At 61.7% G+C, this 19808-nt stretch carries 18 protein-coding genes, 2 tRNA genes and 4 pseudogenes; 14 read left to right on the top strand and 10 right to left on the bottom strand.

What is annotated here, in order from left to right:
• From odhB to lpdA, 4 genes and pseudogenes are all read left to right on the top strand, one after another.
• Positions 1-1493, top strand: a pseudogene (gene odhB / locus AC0L7P_RS10430) (2-oxoglutarate dehydrogenase complex dihydrolipoyllysine-residue succinyltransferase).
• 2 nt (positions 1494-1495) lie between these two features.
• Positions 1496-1990 carry a hypothetical protein gene (locus tag AC0L7P_RS10425; protein WP_473432739.1) on the top strand — a complete coding sequence of 165 codons (495 nt, stop codon included), beginning with the start codon at positions 1496-1498 and terminating at the stop codon, positions 1988-1990.
• Positions 1987-2376, top strand: a complete 390-nt coding sequence (locus AC0L7P_RS10420) for an MAPEG family protein (protein WP_473432738.1) — start codon at positions 1987-1989, stop codon at positions 2374-2376. The genes AC0L7P_RS10425 and AC0L7P_RS10420 overlap by 4 nt, the downstream gene beginning before the upstream one ends.
• Positions 2377-2456: 80 nt before the next feature.
• Positions 2457-3845: a dihydrolipoyl dehydrogenase gene (gene lpdA / locus AC0L7P_RS10415; protein WP_473432737.1), complete on the top strand. Its 1389-nt coding sequence runs from the start codon at positions 2457-2459 to the stop codon at positions 3843-3845.
• Positions 3846-3879: 34 nt separating this feature from the next.
• On the opposite strand, the pseudogene AC0L7P_RS10410 reads toward lpdA, so the two are convergent.
• A pseudogene (locus tag AC0L7P_RS10410) lies at positions 3880-4531 on the bottom strand (GntR family transcriptional regulator).
• On the bottom strand, positions 4528-5217 hold the full coding sequence (locus AC0L7P_RS10405) for a M48 family metallopeptidase (RefSeq protein WP_473432736.1): 690 nt from the start codon (positions 5215-5217) through the stop codon (positions 4528-4530). The pseudogene AC0L7P_RS10410 and the gene AC0L7P_RS10405 overlap by 4 nt, the downstream one beginning before the upstream one ends.
• Before the next feature lie 146 nt (positions 5218-5363).
• On the opposite strand from AC0L7P_RS10405, the gene AC0L7P_RS10400 reads away from it, so the two are divergent.
• The 3 genes from AC0L7P_RS10400 (at position 5364) to AC0L7P_RS10390 (ending at position 6458) form a co-directional block, all read left to right on the top strand.
• Positions 5364-5687 carry a TIGR02300 family protein gene (locus AC0L7P_RS10400; RefSeq protein WP_473432735.1) on the top strand — a complete coding sequence of 108 codons (324 nt, stop codon included), beginning with the start codon at positions 5364-5366 and terminating at the stop codon, positions 5685-5687.
• A gap of 102 nt (positions 5688-5789) precedes the next feature.
• Positions 5790-5865, top strand: a tRNA-Ala gene (locus tag AC0L7P_RS10395).
• 230 nt (positions 5866-6095) lie between these two features.
• Entirely contained in the window at positions 6096-6458 is a 363-nt protein-coding gene (locus AC0L7P_RS10390; protein WP_473435436.1) for a tyrosine-type recombinase/integrase, read from the top strand.
• A 23-nt stretch (positions 6459-6481) separates the two neighbouring features.
• Here AC0L7P_RS10390 and AC0L7P_RS10385 read toward each other — a convergent pair.
• From AC0L7P_RS10385 to AC0L7P_RS10370, 4 genes and pseudogenes are all read right to left on the bottom strand, one after another.
• A tRNA-Arg gene (locus AC0L7P_RS10385) sits at positions 6482-6558 on the bottom strand.
• A gap of 76 nt (positions 6559-6634) precedes the next feature.
• Positions 6635-8036 (bottom strand): annotated as a pseudogene (locus AC0L7P_RS10380) (sensor histidine kinase).
• A 27-nt stretch (positions 8037-8063) separates the two neighbouring features.
• Positions 8064-9480: pseudogene (locus AC0L7P_RS10375) on the bottom strand (dihydrolipoyl dehydrogenase family protein).
• A gap of 1 nt (position 9481) precedes the next feature.
• Positions 9482-10219, bottom strand: coding sequence for a TVP38/TMEM64 family protein (locus tag AC0L7P_RS10370; RefSeq protein ID WP_473432734.1), 738 nt, complete (start codon positions 10217-10219; stop codon positions 9482-9484).
• Positions 10220-10514: 295 nt separating this feature from the next.
• Here AC0L7P_RS10370 and rpmH point away from each other — a divergent pair, with 295 nt between their 5' ends.
• The 3 genes from rpmH (at position 10515) to yidD (ending at position 11281) form a co-directional block, all read left to right on the top strand.
• Positions 10515-10649: a 50S ribosomal protein L34 gene (gene rpmH, locus AC0L7P_RS10365; RefSeq protein ID WP_007118882.1), complete on the top strand. Its 135-nt coding sequence runs from the start codon at positions 10515-10517 to the stop codon at positions 10647-10649.
• 153 nt (positions 10650-10802) lie between these two features.
• The gene (gene rnpA, locus AC0L7P_RS10360; protein ID WP_473432733.1) at positions 10803-11063 is read left to right on the top strand and encodes a ribonuclease P protein component; all 261 of its coding nucleotides are present in this window, start codon (positions 10803-10805) and stop codon (positions 11061-11063) included.
• Positions 11060-11281 (top strand): membrane protein insertion efficiency factor YidD, encoded by a 222-nt coding sequence (gene yidD, locus AC0L7P_RS10355; RefSeq protein WP_473432732.1) that lies wholly within the window; start codon positions 11060-11062, stop codon positions 11279-11281. The genes rnpA and yidD overlap by 4 nt, the downstream gene beginning before the upstream one ends.
• An 18-nt stretch (positions 11282-11299) precedes the next feature.
• On the opposite strand, the gene larB is transcribed toward yidD, so the two are convergent.
• The 4 genes from larB to AC0L7P_RS10335 are packed head-to-tail and all read right to left on the bottom strand — an operon-like array spanning position 11300 to position 15218.
• Complete coding sequence (larB, locus tag AC0L7P_RS10350; RefSeq protein WP_473432731.1) at positions 11300-11950, bottom strand: nickel pincer cofactor biosynthesis protein LarB; 651 nt, start codon at positions 11948-11950, stop codon at positions 11300-11302.
• 13 nt (positions 11951-11963) lie between these two features.
• Positions 11964-12722 (bottom strand): ATP-dependent sacrificial sulfur transferase LarE, encoded by a 759-nt coding sequence (gene larE, locus AC0L7P_RS10345; protein WP_473432730.1) that lies wholly within the window; start codon positions 12720-12722, stop codon positions 11964-11966.
• On the bottom strand, positions 12715-13851 hold the full coding sequence (larC, locus tag AC0L7P_RS10340) for a nickel pincer cofactor biosynthesis protein LarC (protein ID WP_473432729.1): 1137 nt from the start codon (positions 13849-13851) through the stop codon (positions 12715-12717). Before larC ends, larE begins: the two co-directional genes overlap by 8 nt.
• Entirely contained in the window at positions 13848-15218 is a 1371-nt protein-coding gene (locus tag AC0L7P_RS10335) for a nickel-dependent lactate racemase family protein (RefSeq protein WP_473432728.1), read from the bottom strand. Before AC0L7P_RS10335 ends, larC begins: the two co-directional genes overlap by 4 nt.
• Positions 15219-15265: 47 nt before the next feature.
• Here AC0L7P_RS10335 and ttcA point away from each other — a divergent pair, with 47 nt between their 5' ends.
• The 4 genes from ttcA (at position 15266) to yidC (ending at position 19756) form a co-directional block, all read left to right on the top strand.
• Positions 15266-16144, top strand: a complete 879-nt coding sequence (ttcA, locus tag AC0L7P_RS10330) for a tRNA 2-thiocytidine(32) synthetase TtcA (RefSeq protein ID WP_473432727.1) — start codon at positions 15266-15268, stop codon at positions 16142-16144.
• Positions 16145-16236: 92 nt separating this feature from the next.
• Positions 16237-16935, top strand: coding sequence for a GGDEF domain-containing protein (locus tag AC0L7P_RS10325; protein ID WP_473432726.1), 699 nt, complete (start codon positions 16237-16239; stop codon positions 16933-16935).
• A 7-nt stretch (positions 16936-16942) separates the two neighbouring features.
• The gene (locus AC0L7P_RS10320) at positions 16943-17824 is read left to right on the top strand and encodes an EAL domain-containing protein (protein WP_473432725.1); all 882 of its coding nucleotides are present in this window, start codon (positions 16943-16945) and stop codon (positions 17822-17824) included.
• 60 nt (positions 17825-17884) lie between these two features.
• The gene (gene yidC, locus AC0L7P_RS10315) at positions 17885-19756 is read left to right on the top strand and encodes a membrane protein insertase YidC (protein ID WP_473432724.1); all 1872 of its coding nucleotides are present in this window, start codon (positions 17885-17887) and stop codon (positions 19754-19756) included.
• Positions 19757-19808: the final 52 nt, after the last annotated feature.

Raw genomic sequence — 19808 nt, 5'->3', positions numbered from 1 at the left:
ATGAGCACCGAAGTCCGCGTTCCCACTCTGGGCGAATCCGTCACCGAAGCGACCATCGCCACATGGTTCAAGAAACCCGGCGATATGGTTGCCGTCGATGAAATGCTCTGCGAGCTGGAAACCGACAAGGTCACCGTCGAGGTGCCCTCGCCCGTGGCCGGCAAGCTGGCCGAACTGGTCGCCGCCGAAGGTGAAACCGTGGGCGTCGATGCCCTGCTGGCCACCATCGCCGAAGCGGGCAACGCCGGCCCCGAAGAAACAGCGCCCAAAGCCAAGGCGGCAGCCCCCGAAGCTGGGGCCGAAGTGATCGACATCATGGTGCCCACCCTGGGCGAATCGGTGACCGAGGCGACGGTTTCGACATGGTTCAAATCCGCCGGTGACATGGTCGAGGCCGATGAAATGCTGTGCGAGCTGGAAACCGACAAGGTCAGTGTCGAAGTCCCCGCCCCCACCTCGGGGATGCTCGGCGACATTCTGGCCAAGGAAGGCGACACGGTGCAGGCCAACGGCAAACTGGCCACCATGACCCAGGGGGCGCTGCCGCCCCGGCCAAACCCGCCACCGCACCCACCGCGCCCGAGGGCACATCCACCGGCAAGGACGTGGAAGATGCGCCGTCGGCGAAAAAGATGATGGCCGAAAAGGGCGTGTCGCGCGATGCGGTCACGGCCACGGGCAAGGATGGCCGGGTGATGAAAGAGGATGTCCTCGCGGCGCTCTCATCGGGCGCCAAGGCTCCCTCTTCGGCGCCTGCCGCCGCCCCCGCGCGCCAGCCCCCGCCGCCGATGCTGATCGCGAAGAGCGGGTCAAGATGACCCGCCTGCGTCAGACCATCGCCAAGCGCCTGAAGGAAAGCCAGAACACCGCCGCCATGCTTACCACCTATAACGAGGTGGACATGACCGAAGTGATGGCATTGCGCAGCGAATACAAAGACCTGTTTCTCAAGAAGCACGGCGTAAAGCTGGGCTTCATGTCGTTCTTCACCAAGGCCTGTGTCCACGCCCTGCAAGAGGTGCCCGAGGTCAACGCCGAGATCGACGGCACCGATGTGGTCTATAAAAACTTCGTTCACATGGGCATTGCGGCGGGCACCCCCACCGGCCTTGTGGTGCCGGTGATCCGCGACGCCGACGCCATGTCATTCGCCATGATCGAGAAAAGCATCGCCGAAATGGGCGCCAAGGCGCGGGACGGCAAGCTGTCGATGGCCGAAATGCAGGGTGGCACCTTCACGATTTCCAACGGCGGTGTCTATGGCTCGGCTCATGTCCTCGCCCATCCTGAACCCGCCGCAGTCGGGCATTCTGGGCATGCACAAGATTCAGGACCGGCCCATGGCGATCAACGGCAAGGTCGAAATCCGCCCGATGATGTATCTCGCGCTCAGCTATGACCACCGGATCGTCGATGGTAAGGGTGCCGTCACCTTCCTTGTGCGGGTGAAAGAGGCGCTGGAGGATCCGCGGCGGTTGTTGATGGATTTGTGAGGATGAGAACAACGACAATCTCAACCGCGATTCTATTCTGCTGCGCGGCGGCATACTACTTTGTTGCCCCCGACAAATACCGCCCCGAGGTCCTTCAATCGGACTTCGAGCGCTTCTGTAAGGCTTGCGAAACAACCCTAAAAGACAGGCTCAAATCGCCCTCCTCCTACAATCGTCTAGAATGTTCTGGACCATTCACAGAGCAGGCCGATAAAGTAAAATACCTTTCTTACGACCCTACCGAAAATTGGGACGAACTAGATAAATGGCAAAAGGAACGTATCAAGAAGGGTGAAACACAAATTACGACCGCGTATCTTAAATATGAGGCGAGTAATTCATATGGTGCCGCGATAGCGGGCCTGAAAAGCTGCAAGATTTCTCATCGCAAAGGACAATCTCTCCTAGATGCAATTAAAATTCTGGGCCCGAAGGTTGATGGATACAACAAGATAGACTGGACATTAAAGAATTTCCTAGAATTGAAGTCAAAATGACCCCCGAACTCACCGCCCTCACCCTCGCCGCGCTCCTGCAAGTGGCCCAGTTCGTCGCCTATTCCGTCGCGGCGCAAAAACAGGTTGGCCCCAAGGCGGCGGCCAGCCCCCGTGACCGCAAGATCGAACTCACCGGCACCGCCGGGCGGCTGCAACGAGCGTTCGCCAACCATTTCGAGGGGCTGACCCTGTTCACCATCGCCGTGTTGGTCATCACCCTTGCCGATCAATCCACCCCCATCACCCGCGCCTGCGCCTGGGTCTATCTGATCGCCCGCATCGCCTATGTCCCGGCCTATGTCTGGGGCTGGGTGCCCTGGCGCAGCCTGATCTGGGCAATCGGCATGGCCGCCACCACCATCATGCTGATCGCGGCGCTGATGTGACTTTTTACTGAATGAAATACTCTGGGGGGGCCGCAAGGCCGGGGGCAAAGCCCCCTCCCCGCCAAACGGAAGGAACACCCATGTCCACTTATGACGTCATCGTAATCGGCTCCGGCCCCGGCGGGTATGTCTGCGCCATCCGCTGCGCCCAACTGGGCCTGAAAACCGCTTGCGTCGAGGGGCGTGAAACCCTTGGCGGCACCTGCCTGAACGTCGGCTGTATTCCCTCCAAGGCGCTGCTCCATGCCACCCATATGCTGCACGAGGCAGAGCATAATTTCGCCGCCATGGGGTTGAAGGGCAAATCGCCTTCGGTGGATTGGGCGCAAATGCAAAGCTATAAGGAAGATACCATTGCCCAAAACACCAAGGGCATCGAATTCCTGTTCAAGAAGAACAAGATAGACTGGATCAAGGGTTGGGCCAGCATCCCCGAAGCGGGCAAGGTCAAGGTCGGCGACGAGGTGCATGAGGCGAAAAATATCGTCATTGCCTCGGGGTCTGAGGTGGCCAGCCTGCCCGGCGTCGAGGTGGACGAAAAAATCGTCGTTTCCTCCACCGGCGCGCTGGCGTTGAAGAAGATTCCGAAAACCCTGACCGTGATCGGCGCGGGCGTGATCGGGCTGGAAATGGGCAGCGTTTACAGCCGCCTGGGCACCGAGGTGACCGTGGTGGAATACCTTGACGCCATCACCCCCGGCATGGACGGCGAAGTGCAAAAGCAGTTCAAAAGGCTGCTGGAAAAACAAGGCATCAAGTTCGTCATGGGCGCCGCCGTTCAGGGTGTGACCGCGACCAAATCCAAGGCCAAAACCACCTATAAATTGCGCAAGGACGACAGCGAACACACGCTGGATTCCGATATTGTGTTGCTTGCCACCGGCCGCAAACCCTTCACCGATGGCCTTGGGCTTGAGGCGCTGAACATCGCCACCACCAAACGTGGCCAGATCGAAACCGATGCCCATTGGGCCACCAACGTGACGGGCATCTATGCCATCGGTGACGCCATTGAAGGCCCGATGCTGGCCCATAAAGCCGAAGATGAAGGCATGGCCGTGGCCGAAGTTATCTCCGGAAAACAAGGGCATGTGAACTATGGCGTGATCCCGGGTGTGATTTACACCCATCCCGAAGTCGCCACAGTCGGCGCCACCGAAGACCAGTTGAAAGAGGCGGGTCGCGCCTTTAAGGTTGGCAAGTTTTCCTTCATGGGCAACGGACGCGCCAAGGCGAATTTTGCCGGTGAAGGCTTTGTCAAACTGCTGGCCGACAAGGACAGCGACCGCATTCTTGGTGCCCATATCATCGGCCCCATGGCGGGCGATCTGATTCACGAGGTCTGCGTCGCCATGGAATTTGGCGCCAGCGCGCAGGATCTGGCCCTTACCTGCCACGCCCACCCCACCTACAGCGAAGCGGTGCGCGAAGCCGCCCTCGCCTGTGGTGACGGCGCGATCCACAGCTGACCCAGAACACCGGGGGGGCCGGCAAGGCCCCGCATCACGCCAGCAAAAGCCGCAACCCTTGGGTGACATCGGTACGCACCGCCAGCCGCAATCCCGGCTCATCCCCTGCGCGCAGGGCGGCGACGATCATCCGGTGCCCCGACGGCACCTCGGTGCGGCGCAACCGGCCGTAAAGCTTGCGCATGGTCGGCCCCAGTTGCAACCAGACCGTTTCGCACATGGCCAGCATCGCGGGCGCCTGAGCGCGCAGATACAGGGTGCGGTGAAACTCAAGGTTGGTGCGGATATAGCCCACGGCATCGTGACGGGCGATCACCTCGGCCATCGATCCGTTGATCACCTGCAACCGGTCGATCAGCGCGATATGCGCCCGGGGCAAGGCGCGCGAGGCCAGCTCAACCTCGATCAGCGCCCTGAGCGCGCCCAATTCTTCGATCTCGTTCATTGCTCAGCTCCGGTGTGGACACCCGCCCCGATGACGACAGGGTCAGCGCACCTTCGGCCACCAGACGGCGCACCGCCTCGCGGGCCGGGGTCATCGACACATCGAACTGCCGGCCAATCCCCCGCAGGGTCAGCGCCACCCCCGGCGCGATTTCCCCGTGCATGATCTGCGCCCGCAGACTGCGGTACACCCGGTCATGGGCCGCGCTGAGCGGGTCACGGTTGCGCACCAGCGGGGTCATGGACGAAACTTCCAACGGTGCAGGCTGGCCCCCTCCCGGCGCAGCCAGGCGCGCGGCGCGGCAAAACCCGGCATCAGATTGGCAACCACGGCCCAGAAAGCGGGCGAATGGTCCATCCGCTCCAGATGGGCCACTTCATGGGCCGCGACATATTCCAGCACCTCGCGCGGTGCCAGTGCAAGACGCCAGGAAAACATCAGATCACCGGCAGATGAACACGACCCCCAGCGGCTGCGCGTATCGCGCAGAGTCAGCCGCCCATAGGGCCGCCCCAAAGCCGCCGAATACCTGTCTGACGCCGCCACCAGGGCATCGCGTGCCAGCGCCTTGACCAACGCCTCGGCGCTGGCCCCCACCACGCCCCGCAGAGGCACCAGCAGCCGCGCCCCATCCAGACGCGGCGCACGCACAGCGCCCTGTTCGACCCGCCGTTCCTGCCCCAGCAGGGGCAGAACAACCCCCGGCGCAACCAATGCCCCCTCGGGGTGGCGGGCCAGTTGATGGCGAATCCACTCTTCCTTGTCGCGGGCGAATCCCAATGCCTCGGCCTCGGTTCCCCGGCGCGGCAGGGTCAGGGTCACCTTGCCATCCAGCCCCGACACCCGCAGGGAAATGCGCCGCGCCCGCGGCGACCGTCGCAACGTGATATCGATCGGGGGATTGCCGGGCAGCACCGCCTGCGCCATATCTGTTGTCTCCGTTGCTTGACCGCAGGCCATCCTATCGCGCGCCCCCTGCGCGGGCCAGTGCAAAAGCGACCTTTGACACAGGCCCGCGCCTGTGGCATGGGACAGCGGATTTTGACCATCGATCACCTAGGAAAGGGTCTCTCATGCCCAAGGAAGAATGGGGCACCAAACGGGTGTGCCCGACCACTGGCAAACGGTTTTATGACCTCGGGAAATCGCCCGTGATCAGCCCCTATACCGGCGAAGCCGTCGTTCTGGACACCGGCAAGGGGTCGCGCACCATGCTGGCCGACAAGGCCGACAAGGAAAGCACCAAGGACGACGTGAACGACGACGAGGATGTCGTTCTGGACGATGATGACGACAACGATGCCGATCTGGGCGACGACGTGCTGGAAGACGACGACGACGACGACGACGTGTCGCTGGACGACATCGCCGATGTGACCGTAAACGACGACGACTGACACATAAAATCAAGAGATGACGCGGGGCGTGTTTTTTTCGCTTGAACTGCCCCGCTTCATCCCCTAGACCGCCCATGCAACCTGATCCAGCCGGTTGCATATGGGGCCTTAGCTCAGCTGGGAGAGCGCCTGCATGGCATGCAGGAGGTCAGCGGTTCGATCCCGCTAGGCTCCACCAAATCACCGTTTGACAAGTACCAGATGGCTCTGCCTTTATCGTCAGAGGATTTGCCTCCGCCGCGCTGACGGCTGCTGTTTTCCCTACGAAAATCCATGCTGCCTCGATCCACGCCCATTGCGTGTTGATCGCTGCGCAGCCCTCTCCCTGTCCAACCCGGGAATGGCTCATGAGCGACCATTTCTTCGTCGTGACGGGCGGCCCCGGTGCGGCTCTCACTCAATTCCCGTATGGAGCAGGATCGGGCGCACCTTCACGCGGCGCTTGCGGCCTCACCGTCCCGGCACATGACGTTCCTGGCCACCGCTGGCGGGCAGACACGATCTTCCAAGGCGCTGGGAACCATGATCCGCACAGCCGCGCGCGACGCTGATATCGAGAAAAGTGCGCACGGGCTGCGAAAATCGCGTGCGGTATTGCTGGCCGGTGCCGGTGGCACAACCCACCAGATCGGCGCCTGGACGGGCCACAAATCGCTTAAGGAAATTGAGCATTACACCCTTCGCGCCGACCGCCGCAGGGCGGTCATGGGAACGGGTGCCGAACACGAAGGTGCAAAACATGCCGCGCCAAAGTGCAAAACAGCTGAATGATTTCAACCGATAGCATGGTGAATTGGCGCGCTGGGGAGGATTCGAACCCCCGACCCCTTGATTCGTAGTCAAGTACTCTATCCAACTGAGCTACCAGCGCGCGAGTGGGGCGGATGTAGCTGGCGGGCGCGCCGAGTGCAAGGGGGTTTTGCGAGGTTTCTTGCCTTTGATCGAAATCAATCCCGGGTGTCGTCCAGCGAAACCACGGTCTTTGGTAAAACCAGCATGAATTCCGTTCCGTCTGCGCCCGTTTCGATCAGATCCAGCCTGCCCCCGTGCCCCCGGACCAGCTCTGCCGCGATGGTCAGGCCCAGCCCGGTGCCGCCCTTGCGCGCGCCGCCCTGAAACGCGGTGAACAGGTGGTCGCGCGCCTGGGCGGGCAGGCCGGGGCCGGTATCGCGCACCGTGACGCGCCAATCGGTTTCGGTGTCTTCGGCGTGGATGAAAATTTCGCCCGGCTTGCCGCTTACCATGATGGCCTGCCGGGCGTTGCGGATCAGATTTCCCAGCACCCGGTAGAGCTGTTCGCCGTCCGCGCGCACCCACAGGCCCATAGGCACATCTTCGGCAAAACTGATGTCATGGTCGCCACAGGCCAGCCGTTCGCCGTCCACCACATCGTTGATGATCGGTGCCAGTTCGATCCGCGCCAAGGCGGGGGCGGACTCGCTTCGCCTTGCCAAAGGCCAGGGTGGATTCGCACAGGTTCACGGCGCGGGTGATTGAATTCACCAGCTTGGGCGCCATGCGTTGCACCGTGGGGTCGGCGCTGTTTTCCAGCCGGTCGGTGAACAATTGCGCCGTGGTCAGGATGTTGCGCAGATCGTGGCTTACCTTGGCGACGGCGCTGCCCAGTTGCGCCAGCCGGTCTTTCTGGCGCAGGGCGCCTGTCACATGGGTCTGCATGGTTTGCAGCGCCTCTTCCGCCTCGCGCAGTTCGCGCACCCCGGCGCTCGGGGTGATGATCCGGCGTGCATCCTCGGGGGCGGCGGCATAGCTGCTCATGGCGCGCACCACGCCCTTGATCGGCACCACCAGAAACCGACGCACGGCCAGAAACAGCAAAAACGCGGTAAAGATTGAAATCACCGCCGACAACGCCAGAATACGCAACCCGTATTCCAGCATCGCGGCGCGCAGGGGGTGGGTGGGCAGCGTAATTTCAATCTGGATACCGGCATTGCGCACCGGATTGCCGATCACCCGGATCACATGGTTTTGCGGCGTCGCGACCGCCACGACCGCATCCCGGATCAACGCCCAGACCGACGGATCGCGCAGATCATATGTCGCCTGAATCGGCGAAGGCATGGGCGAGGACAGCACAAGCTGGCGCACCGAATCGCGCAACAGCACCACGTTCAGAACCTCGGCATTTTCCAACAGTTCGGCTTCAAGCTTGTCGTCGATCATGCCGTTGGCCAGAAGCGCAAGCGAGGCGATCTGCGCCCGCTCCAGTCGCGACAGCAGATAATCTTCGCGGAACCGCGCCACCGAGGGCACAAAGATCAGAACCTCGGCCAGCATGACAAACACGGTCGTCAGGATCAGGAACCGACCTGAAAGCGAATTCATCACGCCGCGCCCTCCTTGACCACCCTACCCTTATGGCAGGTACTTTTGCACCAGACCAACCATCGTTTTGAGAGTCGGGTTATCAAACAATTTCGGTGAGAAATAGGCCCCCGCCGCCCGCTTGTTGATTTCCCCCAGCGTCGGATAGGGCAGAACAGTGGCGGCGATCGCGCTCATCTTTTGCCTGTTGGCGATTGCCATGGCCCACATCCCGATCAACTCGCCCGCGTGGGCGCCCGCAATGCCGGCCCCCACCGGGCGGCCCCGCACCACCAGAACCTTGATCAGGCCTGCCGTTTTGCCCTCGGCAATGGCGCGATCATTTTCGGCGTAAGGAAAGCGCACAACCTCGACATTGGCGCCATGTTCCTCGCGCGCCTGCGCCTCGCTCAGGCCCACATGGGCCAGTTCCGGGTCGGTATAGGTGGCCCATGGAATATGGCGCGTGCTGGCCTTGGTCCACCACAGGCCCAGCACGCAGGACCGCACGACGATCCCCGCGTGATACCCGGCCACATGGGTAAATTGCAGCCCCCCGCGCAATCGCCCACCGCATAAACCCGCCGGTTGCTGACCGAGCGCAGCCGGTCATCGACCGTCACCGCCCGGTCATGGGCAACATTACCCCGGGCCAGATCGAGGCTGTCGATATTCGCCTTGCGCCCGACCGCCATCAACAGATGGCTGCCTTCATAACGGCCACCGTCGGTTTTCACCGTAATCGCACCGTCACTGCCGCTGATCTTCTGCGCCTGCTGGCCCTCAACAATCGTAATCCCTTCGGCGCGCAGGTTATCCAGAACCACGGCGGCCAGTTCCGGGTCATCCTTGCCCATGGCTTTGGCGCCTTCGATCACTGTCACCTCACACCCCAGACGGCGGTGCGCCTGCGCCATCTCCATGCCAATCGGCCCGCCGCCGATCACGATCAGATGGCGGGGCCGTTCGCGCAGATCGAAAATCGTTTCGTTGGTGTAATGCGGCGTGTCTTCTGCCCCGGAATCGGTGGCACGAAAGGCGACGATCCCGTGGCGATCACAAAGCGGCGCGCCTCGATCACCGTCTCGCCAGCCTGCACCTCGGTGGGGGAAATGAACCGCCCAAATTCACGGATCACGGTGCATCCCAGCCCTTCGAACCGGTCCTGACTGTCCACCGGTGCGATCTGGGCGATCACGCCTGCCACATGATCCTTGGCCTTGGCGAAATTCACGTCCGGTTCCACAGGGGCCGCACCAAACGGCGCGCCGGTTCCCATGGCGTGGGCGTGTTTTGCGGCCGCAATCAATGCCTTGGACGGAACACAGCCATAATTCAGGCAGTCGCCCCCCATCTTGTGGCCTTCCAACAGAACCACGCGCGCGCCCATCTGAACCGCCCCCGCCGCCACCGAAAGCCCGCCCGACCCGGCGCCGATCACACAAATATCTGTCTTGATCCGCTTCATTTCAAACCCCTTTCTTGCCGCGCACGGCCTTTAATACGATGGGCAGTGCCGCCAACACGCACAGCCCCAGAATGGGCAACAGGATGTGTGGTTCAAAGATAATCCCAAGGTCGGGCGTTTCGCCCCGGGCAAACACCGCGCCCAGCCCGGCCCCGACCGAAGTGAACACCACCGCGCCTGGGATGATTCCCACAAAGGTGCTGACCGCGAACCGGAAAAGCGGAACACCCACCAGTGCCGGCACCAGATTGGCCACAAAGAACGGCACCGCAGGCACCAGCCGGATCAGAAACAACATCGACCATTGATTTTCGTCGATCCCATCCTTGATCTTTTTTACCACCCCTTGCCCGCTTTCCATTCTGGCGGCCAACCGTTCCCCCAGGCCCCAGCGCGCGGCAAGGAAAATCGCGATGGCACCCAGGGTGGCCCCCGTCATGTTGAACAACGCACCGGGAAAGGTGGCGAACAGGAACCCACCGGTCAGGGTGGCGATGGTTGCCCCGGGCAGGGAAAACGCCACGATCACCACATAGGCGGCGATAAACGCCGCCACGGTCAGCCCGTAATTGGCATCACGAAAGGCGATCAGCCGCTCGCGATTTTCCGCAAGCGTATCAAACGACAGATAATCACGAAGGGTAAACGCACCGATAACGGCGATCACCCCAATGGCAATCAACGGCAGTCGGCGCCCCCAGGTCGATCCTGCGCCATTGTCGGTTTCGGTTCCATTCATCACATCTTTCCCTGCGTCGGTCGTTGGCCTGTTCCACTTTACATGCGGTGTTGCAGCGCCCAGAGATAGCCCGCTCACGGGCGGTTGATGAAAATCCCGGAATTTTGCGGTGTTCACGAATTTCTGTAACAATTGCAGCGCCAATGTTGCAGAATTTTCGGCAAACCCGGCCATTTCACCCCGCCGCACCCGTTGACTTGGTGCGCTTTGCGCCGTAATGACCGGGCTTCGCATGATACGCGGTTTACGAATCCACAAAGGGTGCGGGCCGCATAGGACGGACGGAGAGACGCCGATGAAACGCACATTTCAACCTTCGAACCTGGTTCGCAAGCGGCGCCACGGTTTCCGCGCCCGCATGGCCACCAAGGCTGGTCGCAAGATCATCAATGCCCGCCGCGCGCAGGGCCGGAAATCCCTGAGCGCATAAGCGCGCCGGTGATGGAAACGAGAACGCCGCCGATGGACGTGCCACCGGCGGCTTTGTCGCGCCTGCCCGCCAAGATGGCGCTGACAACCCTGAGCAAACGCGCCGATTTTCTGCGCGCCTCCCGGGCCGGGTATAAGCCCACAACCGGATCTCGTGCTTCAGGCGCGCCAGCGCAGGCCGGACGAGGCCGAAGGCATTCGCGTGGGGTTCACCTGTTCCAAAAAGGTCGGCAATGCCGTGGCCCGCAACCGCGCCAAACGGCGGCTGCGCGAAATTGCCCGCGCCATCCTGCCCACTCACGGGCGCGATGGCTGGGATTATGTTTTGATCGGGCGCCGCGATGCGACCGCCGCCCATCCGTTCGAGCGGCTAAAGACCGATCTGATTGCCGCTCTTGCCCATCTTCACAAATGACGCCCCTCGCCCGCCTTCTATCTTTACCTGTTCTGGCCTATCGCGCGGTGTTCAGCCCATGGGTCGGTCACAACTGTCGCTATCATCCCACCTGTTCGGCCTATGCGCTTGAGGCATTGCGCAAACATGGCGGGTTGCGCGGTGGCTGGCTGGCCTTGCGCCGGATTGGCCGCTGCAACCCATGGGGCGGCAGTGGCATTGATAACGTCCCGGATTAACGCGGCGCGGTTTCGGCGCTATCCATGCACCCGCAACAGCCGCGCCGCCGCCATGGCCGCGCCGAACCCGTTGTCGATATTCACCGTCACCAACCCCGGCGCGCAACTGGCAAGGGCCGAGCTCAACGCCGCCCGCCCGCCCTGTGCCACACCATAGCCAACCGAGGTTGGCACGGCGATCACCGGGGGGCGGACTAGGCCGGAAAGCACTGAAAACAAAGCACCTTCCATTCCGGCCACGGCGATCAGCAGATCAAATTCGTTCAATTCCCCGGCCCGTTCCAGCAGCCGCCACAGCCCGGCAACCCCCAGATCGGCAAAAATTTCAGGGGCCATTCCCAGAAACCGCGCCACCTCTGCCGCCTCGTGGGCCACAGGCAAATCCGAGGTGCCCGCTGTGACAATCCCGATCCGGCGGGCATCTGCCGCAGGCAAGGGCGCGGCAAGCGCCGCCGTCCTGGCCAAACGGTTGTGAACCAAGGGTAAATCCGCCACTCCATCGGCCTGTGCATCGGTCAGGCGGGTCAGCAACAGTGCGGCGTCACAGTCCATATTGGCGGTGATGATATCGCGCAACTGGTCAAGGGTTTTCGATTCTGCCAGAACCACCTCTGGCAGTCCGGTCCGCGCCTGCCGCGCCCAGTCAAACACCGTGTGATTATCGCTCATCCCGCTGGCACCGTCAAAATGCGCTGCCGCGCCGATATGGGCCAACCCCTTGGAAAACATACCCTTCCGCGCGGCAGATCCCGGCGATTTCCATTTCAACACCAGCGGGCAGCACGGCGTCAATCTCCAACCGAACGCCTTGCGCGGTTAACCGGCACCGCACATCCCCGGCGCCGGTTGTGCGCCGCAACAGGGTTTCGACCCGATGCACGAACGCCAGATCGGCGGCATCAATCGCAATCCCGGTTTCGATCCGGCTGGCCAGACAGGGCTGTGCAGGCAATGACGCCACCTGCCCCAAGCCCAATTCTGCCGCTAATCCACGCAACTCGGCCTTGGAAATCTTTGCGTTAACAAAGGGATGCACCACCCCATGTTCCGACGCTGCAATCAACCCGGGGCGGAATTCGCCCAGATCGTCGGTGTTGGTCCCCGCGGCAATCGGCCCCTCGGGCAGGGCCTCGCGTATTCTGGCATAGAGGTTTGTTTTGCAAAAATAACAGCGATTCAAGGGGTTGTCGACATAAGCGGGGTCATCAAATTCGCGGGCATTCAAGACATGCAGCACCCACCCCTGCGCCACGGCCATCTCGCGCACCCGCGCTGTCGCCTCGGGGGGAACGGCGGGTGAAACCGCATGGGCCACCCGCACCGGCGCCATGCGGTGGGCGAAACTGGCAAGGGTCAGGCTATCCACACCACCGCTGACTGCAACGATCAGATTATCGTGTTGGATCAGGGCATCGCGGAGCCTTCTTGACACGTCAGACATCGGCCAGCCCCGCCTTGCGCCGCACGGTCAGGGTGGCAAGAGGCGCCAGATCGTCGGCCTCGACCTTTATCGTGTCACCGCCGGGGCGGTGGGCAATCTTGGCGCGATGGCCGGCAATTTCCACGTCGTCACGGCCAACAATTACCCGCCGCGCCTGTCCGATCCGCACGCCGAGGGTTGTGGTCTGCACCAGACATTCCCGCGCCACAGCCTCGGCCCGGTCGGGGCGCACCAAAAGGCGCAGGGCAAACCGCATCCGCCCCTTTTTGCCGTATTCCACCCCGTAACCGACATCGAAAACCCCCGGCACAGCGCGCAGATGGTCCAGCGCATGGACGATTTCCTCGGGGGTCATATCGTCAATCTCAAACGCCAACTCGCCGATACTGTCGGCCTGAACCGTTGTTTCAAAACGCAAAAGCCGACAGATGTTGGCGATACCCTCCAAATCACGCTGCCCCGCGCCGGTGCCGGTTTGCGCCAATGTCACCTGCTCGGGCACACCCTGTGCTGGCGCCAGATGCCGAAGAATCGCGGCGCCCGTGGGGGTCACACGTTCACCTGCGATACCGTCATCAATCACCGCAAACCCGCGCAAAAGATGGGCCGTGGCGGGGGCTGGCACGGGGATCGGGCCGTGCTGGGTTTTGACGTTGCCGCGCCCCAAAGGCACCTGCCCCACCGACCACCCCGACACTTGCGACGTTTCAATCAGCGACGCGGCAGCGGTGATATCGGCCAGCGAATCCCAATCGGCGATTTCATGAAAATGCACGTCTTCGATTTCGATCCCGTGACAGGCGGCCTCTGCCTCGGCCAGCAGGGCGAAAATGGCGATGGTGCGCGCCTTGACCGGGGCGCGCAGGTCAGAGGCCTGAAAAAACGCACGAATATCGCGCCAGTGATAGGTTGGCGGCGCGTCACAGGATTGACCGAACGTCACCTGATTGGCCGCAAAACCGGCTTTGCGCACCTGCCCGATGTTCAGCGTCACATGGGCCAATATCCCCGCATCGCCCAGATCGGCCCGCAACGCGCCTTCGGCATCGGGCATCAGCGACAGCATCGCGCTGGCGAACATATCGCCCGACAGCCCGCCAAGGGGCGCGATATGGATATGCCCGCTCATTCGGCGGCCATGGGTGCGCGGGCCAGCGGCACCACATAGGGGCCTTCGGGAATCACCGCCACATCGGCGCTGGCGTGGCGGGCGATGGCCTCGGCGATGGCGGCGGTCACATCGGTGATCCGCTCTACCCCCGTCACGGTGGTATCTTCGTCGGGCAAGCCGCCGGAATACAACAAAACCCGCCCCGCGCGCATGGGTTTCAACTGCATCTCGGTCTGCCATTCATCCACATCGGCCAGGCTTTTGGCCAAAAGCGATTTCAGAAAAGCATCGGGGCCAAGGGCCACAAGCCGTTCCTGCGCCGCGCGAAAATGAGGCGATCCGATCCCTTCGCCGCAATGGGACACCACGATCAGCGTGCCGCCGGGTTCCAGAATGTCCAGCGGCGTGACCATCCCCTTTACCGTCTGGTAATAGGTCTGATCCAGGGGATACCCCGCCGCCGATGTCACCACGGTGGAAAACCGCCGCCCAACAGGGATTTCGGTGAATTCCCGCACGAATTCAACCGCCGCCAGATGGCTTTCGATGATTTCGCCAAAGCTGGCGAATACCAGATTGCGTTTGTCATCAATTACGGTGTTCAGGGCATAGACCTCGCCCAGCATCCGCACGATCTCAAGCTGTTCTTCGTGCAGGGGGTTGGCGACAAGGTTACATTCGCGCGCTGCCGGGTCTTCCATGAAACGGGCAGAATGGAACGTGCGGATCGTTTCATGCCCCGCAACCCCCGGCGCCACAACCTTGCGACCACCGGAATAACCGGCCATGAAATGCGGCTCTACCAGACCGGTGGCGATGCGCAGATCGGCCTCCACGAATCGCCGGTCAATGCGCACCGGAACGCCGCGCCCCTTGGTTGTGCCCAAATCAACATGGTCTTCATCGTTCAAGGCAAAGTGGTTGACGACACTGACATTTTCCAGAACCCAAGGGTCGCCCACCAATTCAGCCATCTCATCCCCTTCGTTGGGGCGATGCAGGCCGGTGGCAATCAGAACGGTGATGTTTTCGGCGGCGATTCCGCCGGCAATCATGGTTTCGATCATCGGGCGCAAAAACAGGTGGTTTGGCACCGGGCGCGTGATGTCACAGATCAGGATGCAGGCTGATTCTCGCCCCGCGCACAAGTCGGCAAACGGCGCCGCCCCCACGGGCGCTGACAGGGCCGCGGCAATCTGGGTTTGCGGCGCGGCCACCTGCGGAAACGGCGGTTTGTCGATGACATGGCCCTTGGCCCCCTCGGGCAGCGTGATTGACAGGCCGGTGCGCCCATACAGCAGGTTCAGATCCATCACATGCCCTCCTTCGGGCGCCTTGCGCGCCGACATGGCCACTGTATGCCAAGGATCGCGCGCCAGCGTCAATCAACACACCCTTGCCCAGCCCCCGCTTCACCGCTAAATCCGCTGACATGCTGGATGATGCCGACGATATTCACCCCCTGTTCTTTGGCGCCCCCAAAAGCGCCGAATTCAAAAAGCTGCGCAAGCGGCTGGTGCGCGACACCCGCGAGGCGATCGAAGCCTATGGGATGATCGAAAAGGGGTCGCGTCGCACCGAAGGTGCGCCACTTGATAAATGGCTGGTGTGCCTGTCGGGCGGCAAGGACAGCTATACCTTGCTGGCCATCCTGCACGAGTTGCAATGGCGCGGGTTGCTGCCGGTTGATATTCTCGCCTGCAATCTGGATCAGGGACAGCCGAATTTCCCCGCCACCGTCCTCCCGGCGTTTCTGGAGCGGATGCAGGTGCCGCACCGGATCGAATATCAGGATACCTATTCCATCGTCATGGATAAGGTGCCGGTCGGGCGAACCATGTGCGCCCTGTGTTCACGGCTGCGGCGCGGCAATCTTTACCGAATCGCCCGCGAGGAAGGATGCAGCGCCGTGGTGCTGGGCCATCACCGCGACGATATTCTGGAAACCTTTTTCATGAACCTGTTTCACGGCGGACGGTTGGCCACCATGCCCCCCAAGCTGTTGAACGAGGAAGGGGATCTGTTCGTCTATCGCCCGCTGGCCCATGTGGCCGAGGCCGATTGTGAACGATTCGCGCGGGCGATGGATTATCCGATCATCCCCTGTGACCTGTGCGGCAGTCAGGATGGGCTGCAACGCCAGCAAATCAAGGCCCTGCTGGATGGCTGGGAGGCCAACAGCCCCGGCCGGCGGCAGGTGATTTTCCGGGCGCTGACCAACGCACGGCCCAGCCATCTTTTGGACCCGAAGCTGTTTGATTTCGCCGGTCTGATGCGCGGTGAACCCGGCTCATTCGAGACAATTGAATAAAATCACCGATAACTGAGCGGATGGCGTTAACCGCCCCGTCAGTACGATGCCCTAGCCTGTTGTCCAAACCCACGGACAAAGGACGGTTGCCCATGGCCCGACTGATGCAGAAATTCCTGATCCGATGCCGCCGCAACGGTTGGTCGCTGTCGTTTATGGCGCTTGCCCTTGCGGGGCTGGTGGGGGTTTCGGCAGCAATCAGCGGCGCGCAGGGCGTGATGTTTTCCCTCGCTCTGGGCTGTGCGTTCCTTTTGGGCACTGCCAACCGACCGGGGCCGTTTCATTTGCGCAGTCTGGCCACGCACCCTCTGGATCGCCCGGTTGATCGCGATGTTCTGTGTGCCCGGATCGCGGAATATACGGATATGCCTGAAAATGCCGGGCCTTCCCTTTGTATCGTTCTGGCCATTGATGGGTTTGAAGATTTGACCGCGCGCCTGGGCCAGCGCGGGATCAGTGACCTCAACCGCCAGTTGGGCGAACGGCTGTTTCGCGAAATCCGCAACAGCGACACACTGGCCAGTCTGGGGGATGGGCGCTTTGCGGTGTTCCTGCCCCCGAATACGCGGATCAATCTGGAATCCGCCGTGCAAACCACGATGCGGCTGCACAGCATCGGCGCGCGCCCGATCCCGGTGGATGGCCTGCGGTTGCACCTGACCCTGAGCGCGGGGTTCTGCACCTCGGATCGTTTGCCCGCCGGGCTGCGGGCGCCCGGCCTTTTGGACGCCGCCGAAGCGGCGCTTGCGGCCGCCCGGCGCGAGGGTCCGCGCGAGATCTCGCGCCTTTGATCCCGTCATGACCCGCAATCCCGACGAAAAGCGGCTTGGATCTGGCAAACGCGATGTCGCCAAGGCCCTGAGCAACGATGAGATCGAACCCTGGTTTCAGCCGCAAATCTGCGCCGATACCGGCGCTCTTACCGGGGTAGAGGCCCTGGCACGCTGGCGTCACCCCGAAGAGGGCATTCTGGCTCCAGGAGCGTTTCTGGCAGAAATGCAGACGCAGGGTTTATCGACGATGTTGACCGAAACCATGATGACCAAGACGCTTGGCCATCTCAGCGCCTGGGATCAGGTCGGACTCCATATTCCCCGGGTATCGATCAACATCGGCGCCGAGGATCTGGCCGATCCACGGCTGGTGAATCGCATCACATGGGCGCTTGACCGGCACGGGGTGCCCCCTGCGCGTTTTGGCATCGAGGTGCTGGAAAATGTGGTCGCCGGGGCCAATCCCGATGACATGACCGCCTGCAACCTTCTGGCGCTGGGTCGGATGGGCTGCTGCATTGATCTCGACGATTTTGGCACCGGCAGCGCCTCGATCAATGGTATCAGGCGATTTTCGGTCAACCGGATCAAGATCGACCGCTCTCTGATCACGGCCATCGACACCGACCCCGACCAGCACGCCATGGTCGCGGCAATCCTGACCATGGCCGCACAACTGGGCGTCGCGGTCCTTGGTGAAGGCGTGGAAACCCCGGGGGAACACTCGGCCCTTGCACAATTGGGCTGCGATCATGTGCAGGGCTATGCCATCGCACGCCCCATGCCCGCTGCCGATCTTGTCGCCTGGGCGCTGCGCCGGGGCGCGCAACAGCCGCCAGACCCGGATACCGCCCAAACCCTGCGACGCAGCGCCCCGCAAACGGGACAGAACGGCAAAACGGCTTGACCTTTCGCTGTCGTCACTGTTGAACCGGCCTCACCTAAAAATCACAGGCGGCGCTCCGGTATGGACGATCAAAACAAGAACCTCATTCTGGCTACGGCACTCAGCTTTATCGTGATCGTGGGTTGGTTCCTGCTGGTTCCGCCACAGGATCAGGCACCCGACCCCGATGTTCAGGTGACCGGCCAGACGGGGGATTTGCCCCCGACAGCGGCACCGACCCCAGACAGCGGCACAACCGCCCCGGCCCCGACGGCGCCTGGCGGTCTGTTGGTTGCCGATGCCGACACCCCAAGAATCGCGCTCGAAACCCCTACACTCGAAGGTTCGCTTTCGCTTTTGGGCGGGCGGATCGACAAGCTCTCTCTGAAAACCTACCGCGAGACCCTTGCCCCCGACTCGCCACTCGTCGAATTGCTGGAGCCTGTCGGCTCGGAACATCCCTATTATGCGGCCTACGGCTGGGCGCCCGGTGGCAGCCTCGGGTTTGAGGATGTTCCCGGCCCCAATACACTCTGGACCCAAACCGGCGGCACCACCCTCACCGCTGACACCCCGGTTCAACTGACCTGGGACAATGGTAAGGGCCTGATTTTTCATCGTGAAATCTCGGTCGATGACAAATTCATGTTCACCGTGACCCAGAGCGTCGAAAACACCACCGACGCCCCGGTCCGCGTCGCCCCCTATGGTACGATCTCGCGGCAGGGCATGCCCCCCGATCTGGCAAAATTCTTTATCCTGCACGAAGGCGTCGTGCGGATGTCGGACGGAAAGTTGCAGGAAATCAAATACAAGGCAATGCCCGATCAACCCAGCGATGAACGATGGGGCGCCCATGCCGATGTGATTTCGGTCAACGAAAATGGCTGGCTTGGCTTTACCGATAAATACTGGATGGCCTCGTTGGTCCCCCAGGCGGGCAGCGCCTTTACCTCGGTTGTGAAATACAACGCCGGCGCCGACATTTATCAGACCGAGGCGCGCCTTGCCTCGATGGATGTGGCACCGGGCAGCACCGGCACATCGACCAGCCGTCTGTTCGCCGGCGCCAAGGAATGGGACACGATCCGCAATTATCAAAACAATGAGGACGTGCCGGGCTTTCTCGATTCGATCGACTGGGGCTGGTTCTTTTTCCTGACCAAACCGATCTTTTTCGTGCTGCACTGGCTGCATGCCATCATTGGCAACATGGGGTGGTCGATCATCGCGCTGACCTTCTTCCTCAAGGCGCTGCTGTTTCCGCTGGCCTATAAATCCTATGTTTCCATGGCCCGGATGAAGGAACTTCAGCCCGAAATGGAAGCCCTGAAAGAGCGCGCAGGCGACGACCGCCAGAAGATGCAGCAGGGCATGATGGAGCTGTACAAGAAGAACAAGGTGAACCCCGCCTCGGGCTGCCTGCCGATCCTGTTGCAGATTCCGATCTTCTTTTCACTCTACAAAGTGATTTTCGTCACCATCGAACTGCGGCACGCGCCCTGGATCGGCTGGATTCGCGACCTTTCGGCCCATGACCCCAGCAGCATCCTGAACCTGTTCGGCCTGTTGCCCAATGCGACGCCGGAACCCGGTTCGACGTTCTTCATCCTCAGCCTTGGCATTCTGCCGATCCTACTGGGCATCTCCATGTGGCTTCAGCAAAAACTGAACCCGGCGCCCACCGATGCGACCCAAAAGATGATCTTTGCCTGGATGCCCTGGGTGTTCATGTTCATGTTGGGGCGGTTTGCCAGCGGGCTGGTTCTGTACTGGATCACCAACAACACGATCACGTTTACCCAGCAATATCTGATCATGCGCAGCCAGGGCTACAAACCCGACGTGTTCGGCAATATCATGAGCAGCTTCCGGCGTAAAAAATCGACGGACAAGGCTGAAAAGGCAGACCAGAAAAAGCCCGCCAATCAGAACACGCCCAAGCGAAAGTAACCGAGACCACAATCGACACGCTGACGCCGGGCCAATAAGGCCCGGCGTTCGC

It is taken from the genome of Oceaniglobus sp. K40-3, from assembly GCF_055808395.1.
This window is presented reverse-complemented; position numbering and strand designations above follow the sequence as displayed.